This is a genomic window from Mesorhizobium sp. IMUNJ 23033, assembly GCF_044778005.1.
Lineage (GTDB): Bacteria > Pseudomonadota > Alphaproteobacteria > Rhizobiales > Rhizobiaceae > Mesorhizobium > Mesorhizobium amorphae_A.
Window position 1 is genome coordinate 1 of the sequence record NZ_JBJACT010000003.1, and the last position, 20888, is coordinate 20888.

The window sequence follows — 20888 nt, forward strand, 5'->3', positions numbered from 1 at the left end:
TGTTGCCTGCGCCAATTGCTTGTCAGTGATCTACGGGCCGCCGGCACCTTTGTCATAGGTGCCGGCGGCGGTTGCTTGCAGCCTCGGGAGTTATATCAGGCGTCCAGCCAGACGTTCTGGAAGTCCATTTCGTAGGTCTGGTGCATTCCGTAGTTTTTCACCTTCTTGCTCATGTGGCAGTACAGCTTCTGCCAGAACGGCTGGATGATGACGCCGGAATCCTGCAGGATCTGCTCGACGTCTTTCATCACCTCCTTGCGCTTGGCAGGATCGGCCAGCGAGAGCGCCTGTTTCAGCTTGGCGTCGAAATCCGGGTTGGCATAGGCCGTTTCGTTCCAGGCCTCGCCCGAGCGATAACCGAGCGCCAGCACCTGGACGCCTAGCGGCCGCATGTACCAGATGGTCATCGAGTATGGATACTTCGTCCAGTCGTTCCAGAAGGTCGAGCCCGGCAGCACCGTGCGCTTCACCTTGATGCCGGCATCGCGCAACTGGCCGGCGATCGCATCGCCGGTGTTCTTCTGCCATTCGTCCTCGACGGTGATCAGTTCATGCTCGAAGTCGGCCTGCCCGGCATCCGCCATCAGCTTCTTGGCTGCGGCGGCATCGCGTGTCTTCTTGGGCAGCGGATAATATTCGGGATGGATCGGGGCGACGTGGTGGTTCTCGCCGACCGTGCCGCGCCCAGCGTAGCCGAGCTGCATGACGGCATTGTTGTCGACGGCCATCTGCAGCGCGTTGCGCACCCGCTGGTCGTCGTAGGGCTTGTGCGTGATGTTGGTGCGGGCAACCAGCGTGGTCGCCGTTGCGACCTCCGATTTCACCAGATCCATCTTGTCGAGGGCGTCGATGAAGTCGGCCGGCGTTTCGAAATCGAGGTCTATCTCGCCGGACTCGAAGGCATTCAGCGTGGCGTTGAAGTCAGTGCCGTAGTCGATGAACTCGACACCGTCGAGCGGCGTTTCGCCACCCCACCACTTGCCGTTCTCGCGACGCTTCACGACCGCCTTCTGGCCGACGTCGTAAGAGACCAGCTCGAAAGCTCCGGTACCGATTGGCTTCTTGATCGGGTCGGCGCCATCCTTGTCGAAGTCGCGATGCATGACCAGCGCCGGATAGTCGGTGAGGCCCGGTATGATCGCGATGTCCGGTTCGTTGAGCTTCAGCTTGACCGTGAGGTCGTCGACCTTAGTGATCGCGCCATCCTTCGCCTTACCGGTCTTTGTGTCGATCAGCGCACCGACGCGTGCCGCCATGGAATTGCCGGAAGCACCCTTCTCGCACCAGCGGTTCAGATTGAAGACCACGTCATCGGCGTTGAAGGCATCGCCATTGTTCCAGGTGACGCCCTTGCGCAGATGCAGTGTGTATTCGGTGGCGTCATCATTGACGTCCCAGCTTTCGAGCAGGACCGGCTCGAAAGTGAACTGGTGCGTGTAGCGGACGAGCGGTTCCAGCCAACAACGGGTGACGTTTGCCATCTCGGTCCAGTCATAGGTGCGCGGATCCTTCTGTGCCTTGACCGACATGGCGACATGCAGCGTTCCGCCCTTTTTCGGTTCATCGGCCAGGGCTTTTGTCGGCGCGGCAAGGCCGATCATGCCATAGGCGAAAGCCGTCGATGCACCGAATGCGCTGGCCAGCGCCAGGAATTCGCGCCGGTCCATATGGCCCGCACGTGTCTTTTTCGCCATTGCCTCGATAGCGCCCGGCACGCGGTCGCCATTGCTTCTGAAGAGCGTCATTTTTTCCTCCCTGGGTGGTTCCGTCAGGTCTTCGCCATCAACTAGTGCTGTTGTTCTATCAGCTGACGCTGTCCGGTAGCTTTTCCTCGCGCCGCGCGATCAAATCCTTGAGACCATCGGCGATGCCCTCATCGAGCTTCGGCTCCTCATAGTCCGCGAGCATGTTGCGCGCTTTCTCGCGACCGCGGGTGTCGTGGTCCTTTGCGCCTTCAGCCTTCCACTGTTCGAACGAATTGAAGTCCATGATGCTGGGCATGAAGAAAGCGGACTCGAAATGTTCGAGCGTGTGCTGGGTGCCGAGGAAATGACCCTGCGGCCCGACCTCGCGGATCGCCGCCATGGCTTCCTTGAAATCGTCGAACGGCAGCCCGCCGGCATATTTGTACCAGCCGACAAGCTGCTCGCAGTCGGTCGCGAATTTCGAATAGCCGCAGGTCAGGCCGGCCTCGAGCCAGCCGGCGGAGTGCCAGATGTAGTTGGCGCCGGCCAGGATGGCGGCATGCATCAGCATGTTCGCCTCGTAGCCGGCCTGGGCGTCGTTGAGCTTCGAGCCGACATGGAAGCCCGACGTGCGCCACGGCAGCCGGTATTTCCTGGCCAGCGCGCCCATCAGATACATCATCTGGGCGGCTTCCGGCGTGCCACCCATGGGCGCGCCGGTCTTCATGTCGACCGTGACCATGAACTGTCCGTAGATCTGCGGCGAACCCGGACGCAGCAGCTGCGTGAACGCGACGCCGGCCAGCGCTTCCGCATTGACCTGCGCGACCGCGCCGACGGCGGATGCCGAGGTCGAGGCGCCGCACAGCGCGAAGGGCGCCAGGATCAACGGCTGGTTGCTGCGCGCGTAGACCTTCATGGCGTCCAGCATGGTGGCGTCCCAGACCAGCGGCGAGTTGCAGTTGGTGATCGCCACAAGCACCGAATTGTCGCGGACAAAATCCTCGCCGAACACGATGCCGGCCATCGCCATGGTGTCTTCCGCCCGCTCCTTCGACGTCACAATGCCCATGAACGGCTTGTCGGAGTGCTTCAGCGCTGAGTGGATGATGTGCAGATGGCGCTTGGGCACCGCAATTTCCATCGGCTCGCAGATGACCGAGCTCGACGAGTGCAGCGCCGGCGCCATGTAGGCGAGCTTATGGAAATTGTTGAGGTCGGCAAGCGAGCCGTAGCGCCTGTTGTTGTCGAGGTCGCGCACGTAAGGCGCGCCATACATCGGAACGAAGATGGAATTCTTGCCGCCGACGCGCACGGTACGCTCGGGGTTGCGGGCATTGAGGGTGAACTCTGGCGGGACCTTCGAGACCAGTTCCATCAAGAGCGCACGGTCGATACGGACGCGCGTCTCGGAGACATCGGCTCCGGCGGCCTTCCACAGGGCGATCGCCTCGTCGTCGCGGAACTCGCAGCCCACCTCTTCAAGGATCGAGAGCGACTCCTGGTGGATCAGCTCCACCGCCTCGTCTGGGACCATCTGATAGGCGGGGATCTGGCGGACCAGGGTTGGAAACGACGCCATGGGCACGCCCCGCATCGCCTTGCGCCCCAGACGGCCACCGCTGCGGCGGTGGGCAGTTTCGGTCACTTCAACGGCCGGTGCGTTCATGGCAAGTCAATCCTCCCTGAGCCCGTCAACTTAGCGAGACGAAATATGACTGTGACGCTGGAAAAACCTGATCTCTTGTATAAGCTCTGCTTATGCGAAGCTTGCGCCACCTCCTGCCCTCGGCCGGCAGCCTGATCGTCTTCGAGGCGGCCGGGCGGCTGTCGAGCTTCACCGCCGCCGGGCGCGAGCTCGGCATGACGCAGGCCGCCGTCTCCTATGCTGTGCGCGGGTTGGAGGAACAGCTCGGTGCCAAGCTGTTCCAACGCCGCCACCGGCAGGTCAGCCTGACCGAGGCCGGCGAGCGCTTCCACGCCGATGTCTCACTCGGCCTGTCCCACATCCGAAAATCGGCGGAAGACCTGCGCCTGCAGGTGACCGGCGGCCATGTGACGCTTGCCGCGTCGACCGCCTTCGGCTCGTTCTGGATGATGCCGCGCCTGCAGCAGTTCCGCGACGAATTGCCGGGCGTTGATCTACGCATCCAGACCGCCGACCGCGACCTCGACATCATCGCCGAGGGCATCCCGCTCGGCGTGCGCGGCGGCGTGCCGCGCGATTGGCCGGACTATCATTCGCTGTCGCTCTCTGACGAGGAGATCTTCCCGGTCGCAGGCCCCAACTATCTGGCGAAGTTTGGGCTGCCGAAGACCGTCGAGGAACTGGCAACGCACCGACTCATCCATCTCGAGGAGCCCTACCGCGAGGCCCCGAACTGGGACGAATGGTTCGCGTCCGCAGGAACCAGCCTCCGTAATGCCGAGCGCGGCTTGCGCATCAATGACTATGCCTTGGTGATTCAGGCGGTCATGGAGGGACAAGGCATCTCGCTCGGCTGGCGGCATCTGGTCGCGCGCCTCGTGGCATCTGGACTGTTGGTGCCGGTGACGGATCATGTGCTGAGGACCGGCGTCGGATTCTACGTCATCTGGCCGAAGAACCGCGAGCTCAGCGACAATGCCCGCAAGGTGCGGGACTGGCTGGCGGCGCAGGCGTGACGAGGCAAGCCGCATAGCTGGGATCGCAGCGAGGGGGTGCTGCCCCGCCGTCTTGTCCGCTATTCCGCCGCATCGAAAACTTCCGCATCCGTTACGAATCCGCCTATAGTGCTCCCATGCCCATCCGCCAGCTTTCCGAAACGATGATCAACCAGATCGCCGCCGGCGAAGTCATCGAGCGTCCGGCGAGCGTGGTCAAGGAACTGGTCGAAAACGCGCTCGATGCCGGTGCTTCCCGCGTCGAGATCGTTACCGCCGGTGGCGGGCTGAACCTGATCCGCGTCACCGACGACGGCTACGGCATCCCCGAACAGGAGCTGGTGCTGGCGATTGCCCGCCACTGCACGTCCAAGCTTGGCGACAACATCCACGACATCCGCTCGCTCGGGTTCCGCGGCGAGGCGCTGCCGTCGATCGGTTCGGTGGCGCGGCTGTCGATCCGCTCGCGCACCGCATCCGGCGACAGCGCCGCCGAGATCGGCATCGAGGGCGGCCGTATATCCGCCGTCAAGCCGGCGGCGGCCAATCGCGGTACGACGGTCGAGGTGCGCGACCTATTCTTCGCCACGCCTGCCCGGCTCAAATTCATGAAGGGCGAACGCGCCGAAAGCTCGGCAACCAGCGACGTGGTCAAGCGGATTGCCATCGCCTTCACTGCCGTGCGCTTCACGCTGGCCGGCTCCGACCGCTCGACACTGGAATTGCCGGCGACCGACGACAGCTCCGAGGGCCGCCTTGCCCGTGTCGCACAAGTGATGGGCGCCGACTTTCCGGACAATGCGATCGCCATCGATGCGACCCGCGACGGCGTGCAGCTTGCCGGCCATGTCTCGATCCCGTCGTTCAGCCGCGCCAACGCGCTGCAGCAATATGCCTATGTCAATGGCAGGCCGGTGCGCGACAAGCTGATCGCCGGCGCCATTCGTGGCGCTTTCGCCGACGTGCTGCCGCGCGACCGCCACGCCGTGACCGTGCTGTTCCTGACGCTCGATCCGGGAACCGTCGACGTCAATGTCCACCCGGCCAAGGCCGATGTGCGCTTCCGCGACCCCGGACTGGTGCGCGGGCTGATCGTCGGCGCCATCCGCGAGGCGCTGGCCGATGCCGGCATCCGCGCCGCGACCACAGGTGCGGCCGGCATGATGGCGGCGTTCCGGCCGGGTGCTGCCAGCTACGCGCATCCCGGCCCGGCCCATGGACACCGCAGCTACGATGCGGCCTATCGCGCCTCGGGCTTTTCCGGGTTCGACCGCTCAGCGCAGCGGCCGCTCGACATGGAAGGCGGTGGATCCGGTAGTGGCGGCTTCCGCGAGAACGATCAGGCCGCCTTCGATGCCGGGTCGCTGGCCAGCGCCGATGCGCGCGCCGGCCAGGACGAGGCGGCCGAGACGCTGCTCGGCACAGTGCTGGGTGCAGCGCGGGCGCAGGTGCATGAGAACTACATCGTCGCCCAAACCAGGGATTCGCTCGTCATCGTCGACCAGCATGCCGCGCATGAGCGGCTGGTCTACGAAGCTTTGAAGAATGCGCTGCACGCCCGCGCGGTGCCCTCGCAGATGCTGCTTCTGCCGGAGATCGTCGACCTGCCGGAGGAGGATGCCGAGCGGCTTGCCATGCATTCCGAGACCTTGGCCCGCTTCGGCCTCGGCATCGAGCGCTTCGGGCCGGGTGCCGTCGCGGTGCGCGAGACGCCGTCGATGCTCGGCGAAACCAATGTGCAGCAGCTGGTGCGCGACCTCGCCGACGAGATCGCCGACAACGACACGGTCGAGACGCTGAAAGGCCGACTGGACAGGATCGCCGCGACCATGGCCTGCCACGGCTCGGTGCGCTCCGGCCGTCTGCTGAAGGCCGAGGAGATGAACGCGCTGCTGCGCCAGATGGAGGCGACGCCGGGCTCCGGCACCTGCAACCATGGCCGCCCGACCTATATCGAGCTCAAGCTCGCGGATATCGAACGGCTGTTCGGGCGGCGGTGACGAACACGCTTACCAGTTCCGTCGGCGTTTGCGGCCACCTCTCCCTCGCATCGTGGGGGTGAGAACCCAAGCTTTCCGAGGTCGCCTCGTGCAACGGATCGTAATTCTCGGAAATGCTGGAAGCGGCAAATCAACCCTGGCGAGGGAAGTGGGCGAACGGCTGAAATTGCCGGTCGTGCATTTGGACAGACTGTTCTGGGGGCCGGGTTGGACCAAACCTCAAAATGCGGTCTTTCGTGCAAGCGTCAGCCAAGCCATCTCTGGTAACGGCTGGGTGTGCGAGGGAAACTATTATCGGCAGACTTTCGACCTAAGGCTGCCCCGCGCCAATCTCGTTGTCTGGCTCGACACCCCTCGCGTAACCTGCCTGAGCCGGGTCATATTGCGTAGCGCATTGAACCGGCCTCGGCCTGATCTTGCGGCCGGATGCCGGGAGAGACTGGACAAAGAGTTTTTGGAGTTTCTTCGCTACATCTGGAATTTCGACCGTGACAGTCTACCGCTCATCGAGCAGGAGCGTCTGGCGAGGGGAGCACTGGTGCCGGTGATCAACTTGCGTGGCAGCCGTCAGATATCCGACTTCGTAAGCTCGCTTGCTCGCCAGCCCTAATGCAGCCAACCGCTACAACCCTCTGATTCACCTCTTCAAATTCACCACGACGACGCCGCCAAGCGCCAGTGCGCCGCCGATGATGCCGAGCAGGGTCGGCACTTCGCCGAGCCAGAAGAGGCCGATCAGGGTGGCCACCGGCGACACCAGATAGAGGAAGTTCGAGGCGCGCGCGGCCGGCAGGCGCGACAGCGCGGTTGCCCAGGCGGCGTAGGCGATCAGGCTCGGCACGATGCCGAGGAAGACGACGGCGCCAATACCGGCGGCGTCGGCGACCGCGGCCTGCGAGAGCGCGTTGGGCAGGAAGGGTGCCAGGCAGAGCGCGCCGAGCACCATGTTCGAAGCGGCTATGGTCAGCGGGTGGTGGTGGGCGAAAAGCGGCTTCTGGACGATGGTGTTGACGGCTGAGCACAGAGCGGAGCCCAAGACCAGCAGCGCGCCGGTGTTGAAATGCAGGCCTTGCCCCTCGCCCATGGCGATGATGCCGATGCCAGCGAAAGAGATCGCCGTGCCGAGCCAGGCCAGGCCGGAGAAGCGTTCGCCAAGCAGCGCCATGGCCATGATGGCGGTGAAGATCGGGCTGACATTGATGATGAAGCCGGCGGCACCGGCCGAAACCGTCAGCTCGCCGAAATTGAGCATCGCCGTGTAGAGCGCGACGAAGATGGCGCCACCGAAGGCGAAGCGCCACAATTCGTCGATCCTGGGCAGCGCCGGGCGCTTGACGGCGAGGAAGATCGCGGCCGGCACGGCGGCGATGGCGAAGCGCAGCGCACCGAGTTCCAGCGGATCGAAGGCAGCGAGGCCGGCGCGGATGGCCGGAAAGGCGGAGGCCCAACCGACCACGGTGAGGGTCACCGCGATGACCGCCGTGGTGTCCATGCGCTGTGTCGAATTCAACGTGCCGGTGTAAGCGCTCATCTGACCGTCCTCGCGATTCAATTGCATGATGTATAGAAATGCCATTGCCGGCCGGTTGACAAACGAGCAAATCGAGGGTCACCTGTGAGCATGGATCACAGCTTAGAACCGATGCTGCCGCTCGAGACCTTGCGCGCCTTCGACGCGGCGGCGCGCACCGGGAGTTTTTCAGCCGCCGCCGAAAAGCTCAACCTCACCCATGGCGCCGTCAGCCGGCAGATCGCCAAGCTGGAGGACTGGCTGGGGCTGAAAGTGTTCGATCGCGGCGCTCGCGGCGTGTCGCTGACCATCGAGGGTAATCGTCTGCATCTCAGGACCACCGAAGCCTTCGCTCTGATCGCGAGCAATTCCGACCGCTGGGTGGAGCCGCGCGGCACCGCCGTGGTGCGGCTCGCCTCCATTCCCTCGGTGGGAGGACTGTGGCTGATGCCGCGCATGGCCGCACTCGAGAACAACCCGACCAAATTGCGCATCGTGCTCGACGTCGACAACCGTCAGGCCGATCTCGCCGATGAGGGCATCGATCTTTCGGTCCGCTGCGGACGCGGCCGCATTCCCGGCCGCGTTTCGGTGCAGCTGTTCGAGGAACATGTCTTTCCGGTCGCCTCGCCGGAACTGGCGAACGAGATCGGCCGTGGCGATCCTGCCCGGCTGCTCAAATTCCCGCTGATCAACGATTCCGATGCGTCCACCTGGCGCGCCTGGTTCGCGGCGCAGGGCATGGACTACCGCCCGCGCCCGCACGACCGCCGCTTCGAGGACTATAATCTGGTGCTCGACGCCGCCGCGCACGGTCTAGGCATCGCGCTTGCACGGCCGCCGCTGACGCAGGATCAGCTGAAGTCGGGGCGTATCGTCGCCGTCGACGACCGCGTCGCGCTCAATCCGATCTCCTATTGGCTCGACCGGCCCGCCGGCCGCCCGCGCGCCGCCGCCGCCGACCTTGCCCGCCGCATCGCTGCGCAGGCCGGGCTGGCGCCGGAAAAGATCGAGGCGTTTATCGAGGCCGAGGGCTAGCGAAGCACCGTCAGCAGAAATCCGACGATCGCGCAGGCAAGCAACCCGGCGCCAAACGACATCAGTCCGACGCTCATGTGCCTGGGTTCGGGCTCCGCCATGTCGCCCGGCCGAGAGCCGCGCTGCCCTTGTCTCGCTTCCGAGCCAATGGCGGGAGCACGGCGAAGCGGCGAGACCTCTGCTGTGAGAAGCGCCAACCAAGCCATGACAATTGGCTTGCCGCCCTCATCTGCGGTCACCTGGGCCAACGCCAAGCCACGTTGCGCGGTGTCGGCTTCCGGCGCCTGTCTCCTCGCGGCGGTTGTGACCGGTGTGGCATCGCTTGCCGCATCCGCGCCCGGGTCGATCAGGAGCCGGTAGGCATGCTCGATCTCGGACGAGGACAATTGCTGCGGCATTCCGGCAGCGCCGGCCGGCAGCAGGGTCGGCAGCACAGCCGCCATCGGCTGCGACGGCCCTACCGCCGGTGCCGGCGGCGCAACCAAAGCCTTGATGAGCGCCGTCCTCGCTGGATCGGCCTTCGCCGACGGCAAAGCCTCCGGCGTGAAGGCTTGCCGCAACAACGATGTCAGGCGGGCAGAGGAAATGTCCATGCCGGTCCCCGCAAGAGCGGTTCATCGTTTCACGGAAACGCCGAACCACTCTATCTCTTTGTCTTGACGCAATCCCGGACGGAAAACCCGTTTCACACTTTTCCTGGAATTGCTCTAGCAGTATCAAATCGGACAATAGGCCATCAGCATTGCGTCAAGCTTGACCTCGCTGGCAATTTATGGCGATGACATTCTCATGAACCTTGGCGCCACCTCATGATGAACCGCTTCGAAGGCCCTGGCGGCAAGGAAGCCCGGATTCGCTATCTCGATGGCGATTTCCAGGTCACCAGCCCCGGCACGTTCGTGCGCTGCGCGGTGACCGGCGAGAGCATACCGCTCGACGAGCTCAAATATTGGAGCGTCGCCAGGCAAGAGCCTTATGCGAACGCCACTGCCTCGCTGCGGCGTGAGATGGAAGCGAATCCGGATCTGCGCAGCCGGCGCTAGTCACCCCCGCAACTTCCGCTGCCGCCACGCATCCAGCGTTTCGTCGATGATCCGCTCCGGCACGTGGTCGAGCTCGAACACGGTGTCGATTTCCAGCACGTCGAGCTGATCCAGGAACCCGGCGAGTGCAGTGCCGTGGCGTAGCCGGGCCGCATCCTTGGCGGTGGTGACGAGGCGAAGCCCTTCGCGGCGCGCGGTGCCGGCGAGTTCGGCAAGCTCGTCCTCACCGTAGAAATGATGATCCGGAAAGGCCCTCGAGAGCGCGACCTCGCCGCCGGCGGCGCGAAGCGTGTCGAAGAATTTTTCGGGATGGCCGATGCCGGCGAAGGCCAGGAACCTTTTGCCGGCAAAGCGCTCCTTACCCCGAGGTAAGGTATGCGCCTCGAAGATCGGCCGGCCGGCGCGCGCCGCCTGGCGGACCACCGCATCGGCCGCTGTGCCCTCGCCCATCTTCAGCAACGCACTGGTGAAGACCAGCTGGTCGACGATGTTTGCCCTGAGCGGCCCGCCGGGGATGACGCGGCCGTTGCCGATGCCATAGCGCGTGTCGACGACGACCAGCGCAAAGTCGATATGGATGCGCGCGCTCTGGAAGCCGTCGTCCATGATGAGGAAGTCGCAGCCATGCTTCTCGATGAGCAGTCTGGCGCCCGCCGCACGGTTCGGCGTCACCGCGACCGGCGCATGTTCGGCCAGAAGCAGCGGCTCGTCGCCGACATGTTTGGCGGCGTCATGGTGCGGATCAACGAGATGCGGCTGCGCGAACGAGCCGCCATGGCCACGCGACAGGAAACCGGGATTGAGCTGCATGCGTTTGGCCTGCCTGGCCAGCGCAATCGCCACCGGCGTCTTGCCGGTGCCGCCGACGGTGAAATTGCCGACGCACAGCACCGGTGCCTCGACCTTTTCGCGCGGTGCACGGCGCATGCGGCGACCGGCGACAATTGCATAGGCGGCCGACAGCGGCGACAGCGCCAGCACGCGCCAGTCCGGCTTTTCCCACCAGAAGGGCGGCGCCTCGGAGGTCACGCTACCTCCCGTTGGCGCCCTTCAGGCGCGACTTGACGACCAGCGGCTGGATATAGGGCTCCAGCGACTTCAGCGTGCGCGCCAACGCGCCGCGCATCTCGTCGACGGTCGCCACACCGGCGGCCATCATCTCATAGCGCGCCGCCTCGTTGGTCAGAAGGAAATTGACGGCGCCGGCCAGCATGTCGCGGTCGCGCACGAGTCTCGCGCCGCCACTGTCGAGCAGCCGCTGATAGGCCTCGCGGAAATTCTGAACGTTGCGGCCGGCGAGTACCGCCGTCTCCAGCATCGCCGGTTCCAGCGGGTTCTGGCCACCCTCGGAGGTCAGCGAACGGCCGACGAAGGCGATCTCCGTCAGCCTGAGGTAAAGCCCCATCTCGCCGATCGTGTCGCCGAGCAGGATGTCGGTGTCGGCGGTGATCCTGTCGCCCTTGCTGCGCCGGGCGAGCTTCAGGCCCATGCCGGAAATCTGCGCGGCCAGCGCCTCGGCGCGGTCGGGATGGCGCGGAACGATGATCGTCAGCAGGCCGTGATGGCGCCTGTGCAGCATGGCGTGGACTTCCGCCGCCACCACTTCCTCGCCGTCATGGGTCGAGATCGCCGCCCAGGTCGGCCGCTCGCCGATCTGCCGCTTCAGCGAGGACAGCGCCCGTTCGTCAAACGGCGGCGGCGCGGTGTCGACCTTGAGATTGCCCGACACGGTGACCGGCCGGGCGCCCAGCGAGCGGAAGCGCTCACCGTCGACATCCGACTGGGCGACGACATGGGCAAGGTTCTCGAACAATGCCTCGGCGATGTTGGCGCGCTTCTTCCAGGAGGTGAAGGAGCGGTCGGACAGCCTGCCGTTGACCAGCACCTGCGGCACGCGCCGGGCGCCGAGTTCCAGCATGGTCATCGGCCAGATTTCCGATTCGGCGATGATCGCCAGGTCCGGCCGCCAATGGTCGAGGAAGCGGCTGACCGCCGGCTTCAGGTCGAGCGGCACATATTGGTGGATGATGCGGGCGCCAAGCCGCTCGTCGGCGACTTGCGCGGAAGTGACGGTGCCGGTGGTCAGCACGATGTTGACGCCGTAGTCGAGGATGCTCTCGACCAGGGGAATGACGGCGAGGGTCTCGCCGACACTCGCTGCGTGGATCCAGATCATCGGCCCTTCCGGGCGTGGCCGGCCGGCGACGCCGTAGCGCTCGCGCCGGCGCACTCGATCTTCCTTGCCACGGGAGGTGCGCCAGGCGACGTAGGGCCCGATCAGCGGATAGGCGGCGGCGCCCGCGTAGCGGTAGGCCGACAGCATGGCGCGCGCCCAGCGCTCGCTCACTTAGGGCCGTCCACGAGGCGGTAGGCCTCGGCGGTGGCGGCGTTGAGCGAGGCGGTCAGTTCCTGGCGCTTGCGCTCCATCTCGGCGTCGTCGGCATTGGCCGGCACCAGCACCGGCGTCCCGAGGACGATCGAGGCTCGGCCGAAAGGCAGGTTGATCGTGGTCTTGTCCCAGCTCTTCTCCAGCACTTTGCGGCGGCTGGTGGCGATGGCCGCGGGCATGATCGGGCGGCCCGAGAGCCGCGCCAGAAGGACGATGCCGAGCCCCGCGTCGCGCGGCGTGCCGTGGGGTATGTCTGCGATCATGGCGACGTTCTTGCCGGCCGTGAGCGACTTTTTCAGGGCAATCAACGCCTTGGCGCCACCCTTGTCGAGATGCCTGGTGCTGTCACGTCCGCCGGAGCCGCGCACGGCCTCGATGCCGAATCTCTCGAGCATCAGCGCGTTGAGCTCGGCATCGGCGCTGCGCGAGACCATGGCGACCAGCGGCCGCCCCTTGGGATAGTAGGCCGGCGTCAGAAGATGCTGGCCGTGCCAGAGCGCGATGATGCCGGGTTCCAGATGCGCATAGGCGCCGCCCGCAACCTTCGCCGATCCCTCGACCAGGCGATTGGTCAGGCGCACCAGACGCACGAACTGGGCGAGCAGGCCGACGATGACGTTCTTGACGATTCGCGACTGCGCCAGCGGTTCGCGGACCCTGCGCCAGAAGGCCTTGGTGGCTCGGCTGCCGCCACGGCCCGCGGGCGCGGCCTCGCCGGCCGGCGCTTTCGCCGCATCATGGTGCATAGAAGTCAACCGACGGCCTTGCTGTCTGGGTCGAGCAGCCGATGCAGGTGAACGACGAAATAGCGCATATGGGCGTTATCGACACTGGCTTGCGCCTTGGCCTTCCAGGCCGTGTGCGCGGATTGATAGTCGGGGTAGATGCCGACGATGTCGAGCCCGTCGAGGTCGCGGAATTCGGTTCCGCCCAGCTTTTTCAGCTCGCCGCCGAAAACCAGGTGCAAAAGCTGCTTCTTTCCGTCTTCCGCGGTCATGTCGGTCCTTCACATATCGTGAGTTTGCAGAGGTCTAGACCAAAGCCGCCGATTTTGGAACCTTTGATGATGGTTAACTGTCCAGCCCGGCAATGACACCGGCGAGCACGGCAAGCAGCGCGCCGCTGCCGGCGGCGAGCGCGCCATGGCGAATCACCTCGCCGGCATAGCGCGGCCGCTCGCCATTCCGGTCGAGCAAGGCACCGCCGGCCTCGTGCAGGATGAGATCGGCGGCGGCGATGTCCCAGTCATGCGCGCTCGGCTTGACGAAGGTTGCATCGAGGCGGCCATTGGCCACCATCGCCAGCCGGTAGGCGAGCGAAGGAATATGGGTCACGCGGTTCAGCCGGCCCTGCCATTTAGCCGGCATCAGGTCGACCAGCGGCTTCGGCCCGCCAATCTCGACCTTGGCCGAGAGCTGGCGCACGGCAATGCGACGGTCGTTCAGGAACGCGCCTTCGCCGGGCAGCGCCCAATAGGTCTCTCCCATGGCCGGGCATTCGAGCACGCCGGCCAGCGTGCGACCGTCTTCGACCACCGCGACGCTGACGCACCAGGAGCGCAGGCCTTCGAGGAAGCCGCGCGTGCCGTCGATCGGGTCGACAACGAAGGTACGGCGCGCCGAAAGCCTGACGGGATTGTCGGCGGTTTCCTCCGACAGCCAGCCATAGTCAGGCCGCGCGGAAAGCAACGTGTCGCGCAGATAGGCGTCGGCGGCGTGGTCGGCTTCGCTGACCGGCGAGGTGCCGCCCTTCATCCAGACCTGCGGGTTGTTGCCGAAATAGCGCATGGCGATGATGCCGGCCTCGCGGGCGGCGTCGCGCAGCAGGGCCAGGTCCTCGCCGGCCCCGGCCGATATGACCGTATCAGGCGCCGGCAAGGGTCATCCCTTCGATCATCAGCGTCGGGGCCGCGGTGCCGAAATCGCGGTCGAGATCGCTGGCCGGGACCATGTTGAGGAACATCGTCTTCAAATTGGAGGCAATGGTCACTTCCGCGACGGGATAGGCAAGTTCGCCATTCTCGATCCAGAAGCCGGACGCGCCGCGGCTGTACTCGCCGGTGATCATGTCGACGCCCTGGCCGAACACTTCGGTGACGTAGAAGCCGCTCTTCAGCGATTTGATCAAATCTTCCGGCGTGCGTTCGCCCGGCTCGATGGCGAGGTTGGTCGAGGAAGGCGAGACGGAGGAGCCGCTGCGCGACCCGCGTCCATTGGTGGTCAGGCCGAGTTCACGCGCGGCAGAGGTCGACAGGAACCAGTGATTGAGCACGCCCTTTTCGACCATCAGCAGCCTCTTTCCCTCGATGCCCTCGCCGTCAAAGGGGCGCGAGGCCTGGCCACGGCGGCGCAGCGGTTCGTCGGTGACGGTGATCGCTGCCGACGCCACCTGCTTGCCCATCATGTCGCGCAGGAAGCTTGTCTTGCGCGCCACGGCGGCGCCATTGATGGCGCCGGCGAGATGGCCGGCAATGCCGCGCGCGACGCGCGGATCCAACACGACATCGACCGACCCGGTCGCCGCCTTGCGGGCGCCGAGGCGGCGCACGGCGCGCTCGCCGGCCTTGCGGCCGATATCTTCGGGTGCGTCGAGATCGGAAAAATGCTGGTGCGAGGAGTACTCGTAGTCGCGCTCCATGCCGGTGCCCTCGCCGGCAATGACACTGGCCGAGCGCGAAAAGCGCGAGGCGACATACTGGCCGACGAAGCCGTGCGAGGTGGCGAGCACCAGCCCGCCGAGCCCGGCGCCGGCGCTGCTGCCGGACGAGTTGGTGACGCCCTTGACGGCAAGTGCTGCCGCTTCCGCCGCAAGGGCCGCTTCCTTCAATTCATCGGCCGAAACCTCGGTCGGGTCGAACAGATCGAGGTCGCGCGGCTTGCCGGCCAGCAGCGCCGGATCGGCGAGCCCCTGATAGCGATCCTCCGGCGACACCTTGGCCATGGCGACCGCGCGCTCGGCCAGCGCCTTCGGGTCGGAGGCGGCGGTCGCCGAAACGCTCGCCACGCGCTGGCCGACGAACACACGCAGCGAGACATCTTCGCTCTCGGACGATTCGGTGGCCTCGACCTTGCCCAGCCGCACCGACACGCCGGCCGAGCGGCCACGCACCGCGACCGCATCCGCGGCATCGGCGCCGGCGCGTCTGGCGGCCTCGACCAGGGCCGCGACGCGGTCGGTCAATTTCGCTGCGTCGAGCGTATCGGTCATGCGTATCAATCCTGCTTTTTCTGCCGGCCTTCGGAGGAAGCCACTGGCACCCATCTATTGGTCCGCCGTGGCTTGTACAATGGGAAACGCGGCAATCAAAAGGCAAGGCAGCCGGTTCAGAGCCCCAGCCACGCCCATCTCGCCTTTCCGGTCTCGCCGAGAAGGCTTCGCGTCCTAAGGAGGAAAGGACCGTCAGAAGCGATCTGCGGCAAAAGGAGCGACGCGCGCCGCATCGCCGTGTCCGGCGATAAGATCGGCGACCAGCCGCGCCGTGATCGGCGCCAATGTCAGCCCGAGATGGCCATGGCCGAACGCGTGGACGACGCCGGGACTGCGGCGCGAGAGCCCGATGACCGGACGCGAATCGGGCAGCGATGGCCGGAAGCCGAGCCATTCCGATGACGGCTTGCCGAGCTGGGGAAAGATCTGCCTCACGCCGCGGTCGAGCAGCGCCAGTCGGCGCGGATTGGGCGGTGCGGCAAGCCCGCCAAGCTCGACAGTGCCGGCAACACGCAGCCGGCCGGCCATCGGCGTCATGTAGAAGCCGAGATCGACGGAACTGACCGGCCGGTTGAGCAGCGGCGCATCGGTTGAAAATTCGAGGTGATAGCCGCGCTCGGTCTCGAGCGGAACGCTGTCGCCGGCTTGCGCGGCCAAGGCGCGTGAGCGTGCGCCGGCGGCGATGACCACCGTCTTCGCTTTGACCCGGAAACCCGGGCCGCTGAGTTCCACGCCGCCGGCGCCGGCTCGCAGGCCGGTCACTTCGGCCCTGGCCAGCGACGCGCCGCGTGCGACGGCCGCCTCGAGCAGGCGGCGCATCACCATGCTCGGATCGGTGACGTTCAGCGAGTCCGGAAAGTACAGGCCACGGGCCGCGATCGCCTGCAGGCCGGGCTCCAGCACGGCGACCTGCTGCGGCGTCAGCACCTCCTGGTGGACGCCAAATTCGGCACGCAACGCCCGGCCGCCGGCGGCAGCGGCAAAGTCGCTCTCGCGGCGGTAGAGATAGAGGCAGCCATTGCGGCGCATAAGGTCCTGCAGGCCGGCCTCCTGCACCATCTCTCCCCAGGCCGGCAAGGCTTCTGACAGCAGCCCGGCAAGCGCCAAGGCATTGGCGCGGGTGGCCCCGGGCAGCGACTGCCTGACGAAACGGGCGAGCCATGGCGCCAGCTGGAAAAGCGCGGTCCAGCGCAGCGCAAACGGGCTGTCGGGATCGAGCAGCAGCTTTGGCAAGGCGTGCAGCACGGCCGGGTTGCCGACCGGCATGCAGGCATATTCGGCGATCGTCCCGGCATTGCCGAAGGAAGCGCCGGAGCCCGGCTCGTTAGGATCGATGAGCAGAACCTCGCGCCCCTCTCCGGCAAGCCTGAGCGCCGTCGCCAACCCGACAACACCGGCGCCGACGATGGCGATCTCGACTGTTTCGGATGCGGCCACGACTGACCCCTCAGACGAAGCCAGGCAGTTGCAGATGGCCGGCCGCAAGCAGCTCGGCCATCGTGCTCAGCGCCATCCGCAAATCGTCGAGCGAACGGGCGGCGCCGACATTGATGCGCACCCCATGCTGTACCGGCTCGCGGCCGATAGCGAAGGCGTCGCCCGGCAGCACGGCAACGCCGCGTTGCTGGCAGGTGCGGGCAAAGCCGGCGCCGCGCCAAGGTTCGGGGAGCCGCAGCCAGGCATGGGTCGACGTCGGATGGGTCTGGACATCGAAGCCGCCGAGGATGTCGCTCAGCACCGCCTGGCGCTGGCGCAGTTCCTGCTTCTGTGCCTCGATGATGCGCGTTGCCGTCCCCTCCTCCAGCAATTGCGTACCGATCAGCGCCGCCATCGGGCTGATGCTCCAGCAATTGATGCGAAGTGCGGCCGCCACCTGGCCGGCGATGGCGCGCGGCGCGATGACGAAACCGAGCCTCAGCCCCGGCGCGATGCATTTCGACAGGCCGCCAATATGGACCGTCAGCTCCGGCTCGAGGCTGGCCAGCGACGGCGGCGGATTGTCGGCCAGCGGACGATAGACGTCGTCCTCGATGATCAGCACATTGTGGCGGCGGGCGACTGCGACCAGTTCGTTGCGGCGTTCGGCGCTGAGCGTGATCGTCGTCGGGTTGTGCAGTGTCGGCACCAGGAAGACCGCGCGGGGCCGAAGTTGCCCGCAGGCGGCATCAAATGCGTCCGGGCGCATACCGCCGCGATCCATGGCGACGCCCCTGAGATCGAGCCCATGCACCCGGCAGAGCGCATTGATGCCCTGATAGGTGACCTCGTCAGCGAGAATGACCTCGCCCTGCTTGGTCACGGCGCCAAGCACGCAATCCAGCCCGTGCTGGGCGCCAGCCGCCAGCACGACGCGGCCAGCATCGCCGTCGCCGGCCACCGGCCGCATCCATTCGGCGATCGCCGATCTCGCCCACAACGGTCCTTCCGGCGGATGGTAGTCCTGCAGCGTGGCGTAGTGCCGGTGCTTGGCCATGCGCGGCAAGAGCAATGCCAGCGCGTCGAGATAGGCTGACGTCGCCGGCCGGTTGACGGACAGGTCGACGACGCCGCTGTCGTCGCTCGGCGCCGAGACGAAGCCCGGCCTTTCGCCGGCATCGCGGGCGGCGACGGTCGTGCCGCGCCCCGGCCGTGCTTCGAGCAGACCGCGCTCCTGCAGCGTCGACAGCGCCCGCGTTACCGTGGTGACATTGATGCCCAGCGCTCGCGCGATCTCGCGCTGCGGCGGCAGCCTGTCGCCCACGGCAAGCGTGCCGGCGGCGATCCGTTCGGCAATTGCGTCGGCAAGGCGGCGATAGACCGGACCTTCATCCGAGGCGAGTTGCAGGTCTTGAAGCATGCGGATTGGCGGATTCGGACTGTTGAGACGATTGGCATCTAGCATAAGACAATGCGCCGGACAATAGCGCTTGTCTGGTTGATAAATTCAATATCCGACCGCGAAAATCCCACACAATCGTAAAAAAAGTCGCTTGACGTGGAAACTTGTCTGCATCTATGGTTCTTTAGCCATCGATTGTGTGAGCATACAAGTTTGGTTTGCCGCCCTTGTGCGGCCAGCGCCCCGCGAGACCGAGACATGCAACGCAAGCCCCTTTTCGTTTCGACCAACGGCCTTGGCGGCCGCACGACGGATTTCCACCCGTGACCGCCGTCGCGACAGCCCGGCCAGCCGGCAACGCCGCCTCGGCACCAGCAGCCGACCTCAAGGGGTTTGTCGAATTCACCGACGTCGAGAAATCCTATGACGGCCGCACCTTTGCGGTGACGCGGCTGAACCTCGGCGTGGCGCGCGGCGAATTCCTGACCCTTCTCGGCCCTTCCGGCTCAGGCAAGACGACGACGCTCAACATGCTTGCCGGGTTCGAACGGCCGACCAGGGGTGTCATCACGCTGGAAGGCCGCTCGGTCGACCGGCTGCCGCCCTATGAGCGCAACATCGGCATGGTGTTTCAGAACTACGCGCTGTTCCCGCACATGACGGTGGAGGAGAACGTGGCCTTCCCGCTCTCGGTGCGCAAGATCGACAAGGCTGACATCACCACCCGTGTCGGCCGCGCGCTGGACATGGTGCGGCTCAAGCAGTTCGGCGACCGCCGGCCGACGCAGCTTTCCGGCGGCCAACAGCAGCGCGTGGCGCTGGCGCGCGCACTGGTGTTCGAGCCGAGTCTGGTGCTGATGGACGAGCCGCTCGGCGCGCTCGACAAGAAGCTGCGCGAACATATGCAGCTCGAGATCAAGCAGCTGCACACGATGCTCGGCGTCACCATCGTCTATGTCACGCACGACCAGAGCGAGGCGCTGACGATGTCGGACCGCGTCGCCGTGTTCAACAATGGCGGCATCGCCCAGCTCGGCTCGCCCGACGATCTCTACAACACGCCGCAAAGCTCTTTCGTGGCGAGCTTCATCGGTGAGAACAACACGCTGGCCGGCAAGGTCGAACACGTGGTCGGCAAGGAATGCCGCGTCGCTCTGGACGGCGGCGGCGCGATCACCGCTTTGGCCATCGGCGTCGCCGAAGGTGGCGCCTGCCATGTCGCCATCCGCCCCGAGCGGCTCGGCCTGGCGGCCGCAGCGCAGGCCGGCAACAGGCTGACTGCCACGGTCGACGGCCGCATCTATCTCGGCGATCACCAGCGCCTGCTGGCCAGGCTCGAAAACGGACAGGTGCTGACCGTCAAGGTCGGCCCCGAAGCGACCATGGCGAATGGGGAGCCGGTGATGGTTTCCTGTGCGCCCGGTGATTGCCGCGCCTTCCCGGCCGATGCCGGAACGGCCGGATCGATATCAAAAACAACAGGGGAGTAAGATCACATGAAAATCACCAAGACCCGGCTGCTCGCGCTTGCGGCGGCAACCGCCTGGATGGCGATCGGCCACGCCGCCGTCGCCGACGAGCTGTCGATCATGGCCAGCGGCGGCGCCTGGCAGGACGCGCAGCGCAAGGCGTGGTTCGAGCCGTTCACCAAGGAGACCGGAACCAAGATCGTCGAGCAGGAATATCTCGGTGATCTCGGCAAGGTCAAAGCCATGGTCGACACCGGCAACGTGCCGATCGACCTTGTGACGGTGGAAACCGCGACCGTGCTGCAGGGCTGCGACGCTGGCATCCTGGAGCGTCTCGACTACTCCAAGATCGCGCCGCGCGACAAATTCCTCGAAGGCTCCGCGCTCGATTGCGGCGTCGGCCTCGACGCCTATGGCGACGTGCTGGCCTATGACCCGACCGTGCTGAAGGAAGCGCCGACCTCGGTGCTCGACCTCTTCGACACCACCAAATTCCCGGGTAAGCGCGCCATGCGCAAGTTCCCGGCGCAGAACCTCGAATGGGCGCTGATGGCCGATGGCGTCGCGCCCGCCGACGTCTACAAGGTGCTGGGCACGCCCGAAGGCGTCGACCGCGCCTTCAAGAAGCTCGACACGATCAAGAAGGACATCGTCTGGTGGGATGCCGGCGCGCAGCCGCCGCAGCTTCTGGCTTCCAAGGAAGTGGTTATGACCACCGCCTGGAACGGCCGCATCCAGAACGCCATCGACAAGGACGGCGCGCCGTTCAAGATCGTCTGGAACAACCAGATCCTGGAATACGACATGATCGCGATTCCGAAGGGCGCCAAAAACCCGGATCTCGCCTACAAATACCTTGCCTATATCAGCCAGCCCGAGAACAACGCCAAGCTCGCCAGCTACATCACCTACGGACCGGTGCGCATCGATGCGGCGTCCTTCGTCGCCGCCGACGCCTTGCCTAAGCTGCCGAACGCTCCCGAGCATCTGAAGGGTGCCTATCTCGTCGCCGACACCGAATTCTGGGGCGACTATGGCGAGGACCTGGTCAAGCGCTTCAACGCCTGGCTCGCGCAGTAGAAGTCG

19 protein-coding genes are annotated in these 20888 nt (G+C 65.7%); 7 read left to right on the forward strand and 12 right to left on the reverse strand.

The window, feature by feature from the left end:
- Nucleotides 1–95 precede the first annotated feature (95 nt).
- The gene (locus tag ACFX5Q_RS04920; protein WP_404275853.1) at nt 96–1745 is read right to left on the reverse strand and encodes an ABC transporter substrate-binding protein; all 1650 of its coding nucleotides are present in this window, start codon (nt 1743–1745) and stop codon (nt 96–98) included.
- Nucleotides 1746–1803: 58 nt separating this feature from the next.
- The gene (locus ACFX5Q_RS04925) at nt 1804–3354 is read right to left on the reverse strand and encodes a trimethylamine methyltransferase family protein (protein ID WP_404275854.1); all 1551 of its coding nucleotides are present in this window, start codon (nt 3352–3354) and stop codon (nt 1804–1806) included.
- Nucleotides 3355–3446: 92 nt separating this feature from the next.
- Here ACFX5Q_RS04925 and ACFX5Q_RS04930 point away from each other — a divergent pair, with 92 nt between their 5' ends.
- The 3 genes from ACFX5Q_RS04930 (at nt 3447) to ACFX5Q_RS04940 (ending at nt 6938) form a co-directional block, all read left to right on the forward strand.
- Nucleotides 3447–4349 carry a LysR substrate-binding domain-containing protein gene (locus ACFX5Q_RS04930; RefSeq protein ID WP_192179531.1) on the forward strand — a complete coding sequence of 301 codons (903 nt, stop codon included), beginning with the start codon at nt 3447–3449 and terminating at the stop codon, nt 4347–4349.
- A gap of 116 nt (nt 4350–4465) precedes the next feature.
- Nucleotides 4466–6328, forward strand: coding sequence for a DNA mismatch repair endonuclease MutL (mutL, locus tag ACFX5Q_RS04935; RefSeq protein WP_404275857.1), 1863 nt, complete (start codon nt 4466–4468; stop codon nt 6326–6328).
- An 88-nt stretch (nt 6329–6416) separates the two neighbouring features.
- Nucleotides 6417–6938: an AAA family ATPase gene (locus ACFX5Q_RS04940; RefSeq protein WP_404275859.1), complete on the forward strand. Its 522-nt coding sequence runs from the start codon at nt 6417–6419 to the stop codon at nt 6936–6938.
- A gap of 27 nt (nt 6939–6965) precedes the next feature.
- Here the strand turns inward: ACFX5Q_RS04940 and ACFX5Q_RS04945 are convergent, their stop codons facing one another.
- Nucleotides 6966–7859, reverse strand: a complete 894-nt coding sequence (locus ACFX5Q_RS04945; RefSeq protein ID WP_404275860.1) for a DMT family transporter — start codon at nt 7857–7859, stop codon at nt 6966–6968.
- Between the two features lie 90 nt (nt 7860–7949).
- Here ACFX5Q_RS04945 and ACFX5Q_RS04950 point away from each other — a divergent pair, with 90 nt between their 5' ends.
- Entirely contained in the window at nt 7950–8876 is a 927-nt protein-coding gene (locus ACFX5Q_RS04950) for a LysR substrate-binding domain-containing protein (RefSeq protein WP_404275861.1), read from the forward strand.
- Here ACFX5Q_RS04950 and ACFX5Q_RS04955 read toward each other — a convergent pair.
- Nucleotides 8873–9469 carry a hypothetical protein gene (locus ACFX5Q_RS04955; protein ID WP_404275863.1) on the reverse strand — a complete coding sequence of 199 codons (597 nt, stop codon included), beginning with the start codon at nt 9467–9469 and terminating at the stop codon, nt 8873–8875. The genes ACFX5Q_RS04950 and ACFX5Q_RS04955 overlap by 4 nt on opposite strands.
- A gap of 216 nt (nt 9470–9685) precedes the next feature.
- Between ACFX5Q_RS04955 and ACFX5Q_RS04960 the strand changes: the two genes are divergently transcribed.
- Nucleotides 9686–9919: a DUF2093 domain-containing protein gene (locus ACFX5Q_RS04960; protein ID WP_040584002.1), complete on the forward strand. Its 234-nt coding sequence runs from the start codon at nt 9686–9688 to the stop codon at nt 9917–9919.
- Here the strand turns inward: ACFX5Q_RS04960 and lpxK are convergent, their stop codons facing one another.
- The 8 genes from lpxK to ACFX5Q_RS05000 form a co-directional block, all read right to left on the reverse strand.
- The gene (gene lpxK, locus ACFX5Q_RS04965) at nt 9920–10948 is read right to left on the reverse strand and encodes a tetraacyldisaccharide 4'-kinase (RefSeq protein WP_404275865.1); all 1029 of its coding nucleotides are present in this window, start codon (nt 10946–10948) and stop codon (nt 9920–9922) included.
- Between the two features lies 1 nt (nt 10949).
- A complete protein-coding gene (gene waaA, locus ACFX5Q_RS04970) occupies nt 10950–12266 on the reverse strand; it encodes a lipid IV(A) 3-deoxy-D-manno-octulosonic acid transferase (protein ID WP_404275867.1) in 1317 nt (438 codons plus the stop codon).
- Nucleotides 12263–13054, reverse strand: coding sequence for a lysophospholipid acyltransferase family protein (locus tag ACFX5Q_RS04975; protein WP_404275868.1), 792 nt, complete (start codon nt 13052–13054; stop codon nt 12263–12265). The genes waaA and ACFX5Q_RS04975 overlap by 4 nt, the downstream gene beginning before the upstream one ends.
- Nucleotides 13055–13059: 5 nt before the next feature.
- Complete coding sequence (locus ACFX5Q_RS04980) at nt 13060–13305, reverse strand: DUF4170 domain-containing protein (protein WP_064992210.1); 246 nt, start codon at nt 13303–13305, stop codon at nt 13060–13062.
- A gap of 73 nt (nt 13306–13378) precedes the next feature.
- Nucleotides 13379–14185 (reverse strand): 3'(2'),5'-bisphosphate nucleotidase CysQ, encoded by an 807-nt coding sequence (locus ACFX5Q_RS04985; protein WP_404275870.1) that lies wholly within the window; start codon nt 14183–14185, stop codon nt 13379–13381.
- On the reverse strand, nt 14172–15515 hold the full coding sequence (locus ACFX5Q_RS04990) for a TldD/PmbA family protein (protein WP_404275871.1): 1344 nt from the start codon (nt 15513–15515) through the stop codon (nt 14172–14174). Before ACFX5Q_RS04990 ends, ACFX5Q_RS04985 begins: the two co-directional genes overlap by 14 nt.
- A gap of 192 nt (nt 15516–15707) precedes the next feature.
- Nucleotides 15708–16952 carry an NAD(P)/FAD-dependent oxidoreductase gene (locus ACFX5Q_RS04995; protein ID WP_404275873.1) on the reverse strand — a complete coding sequence of 415 codons (1245 nt, stop codon included), beginning with the start codon at nt 16950–16952 and terminating at the stop codon, nt 15708–15710.
- 10 nt (nt 16953–16962) lie between these two features.
- On the reverse strand, nt 16963–18351 hold the full coding sequence (locus tag ACFX5Q_RS05000) for a PLP-dependent aminotransferase family protein (RefSeq protein WP_404275874.1): 1389 nt from the start codon (nt 18349–18351) through the stop codon (nt 16963–16965).
- Nucleotides 18352–18656: 305 nt separating this feature from the next.
- On the opposite strand from ACFX5Q_RS05000, the gene ACFX5Q_RS05005 reads away from it, so the two are divergent.
- Entirely contained in the window at nt 18657–19823 is a 1167-nt protein-coding gene (locus ACFX5Q_RS05005) for an ABC transporter ATP-binding protein (protein ID WP_404275875.1), read from the forward strand.
- A 6-nt stretch (nt 19824–19829) separates the two neighbouring features.
- Nucleotides 19830–20882, forward strand: coding sequence for an ABC transporter substrate-binding protein (locus ACFX5Q_RS05010; protein ID WP_006204043.1), 1053 nt, complete (start codon nt 19830–19832; stop codon nt 20880–20882).
- The last annotated feature ends 6 nt before the right edge of the window (nt 20883–20888 follow it).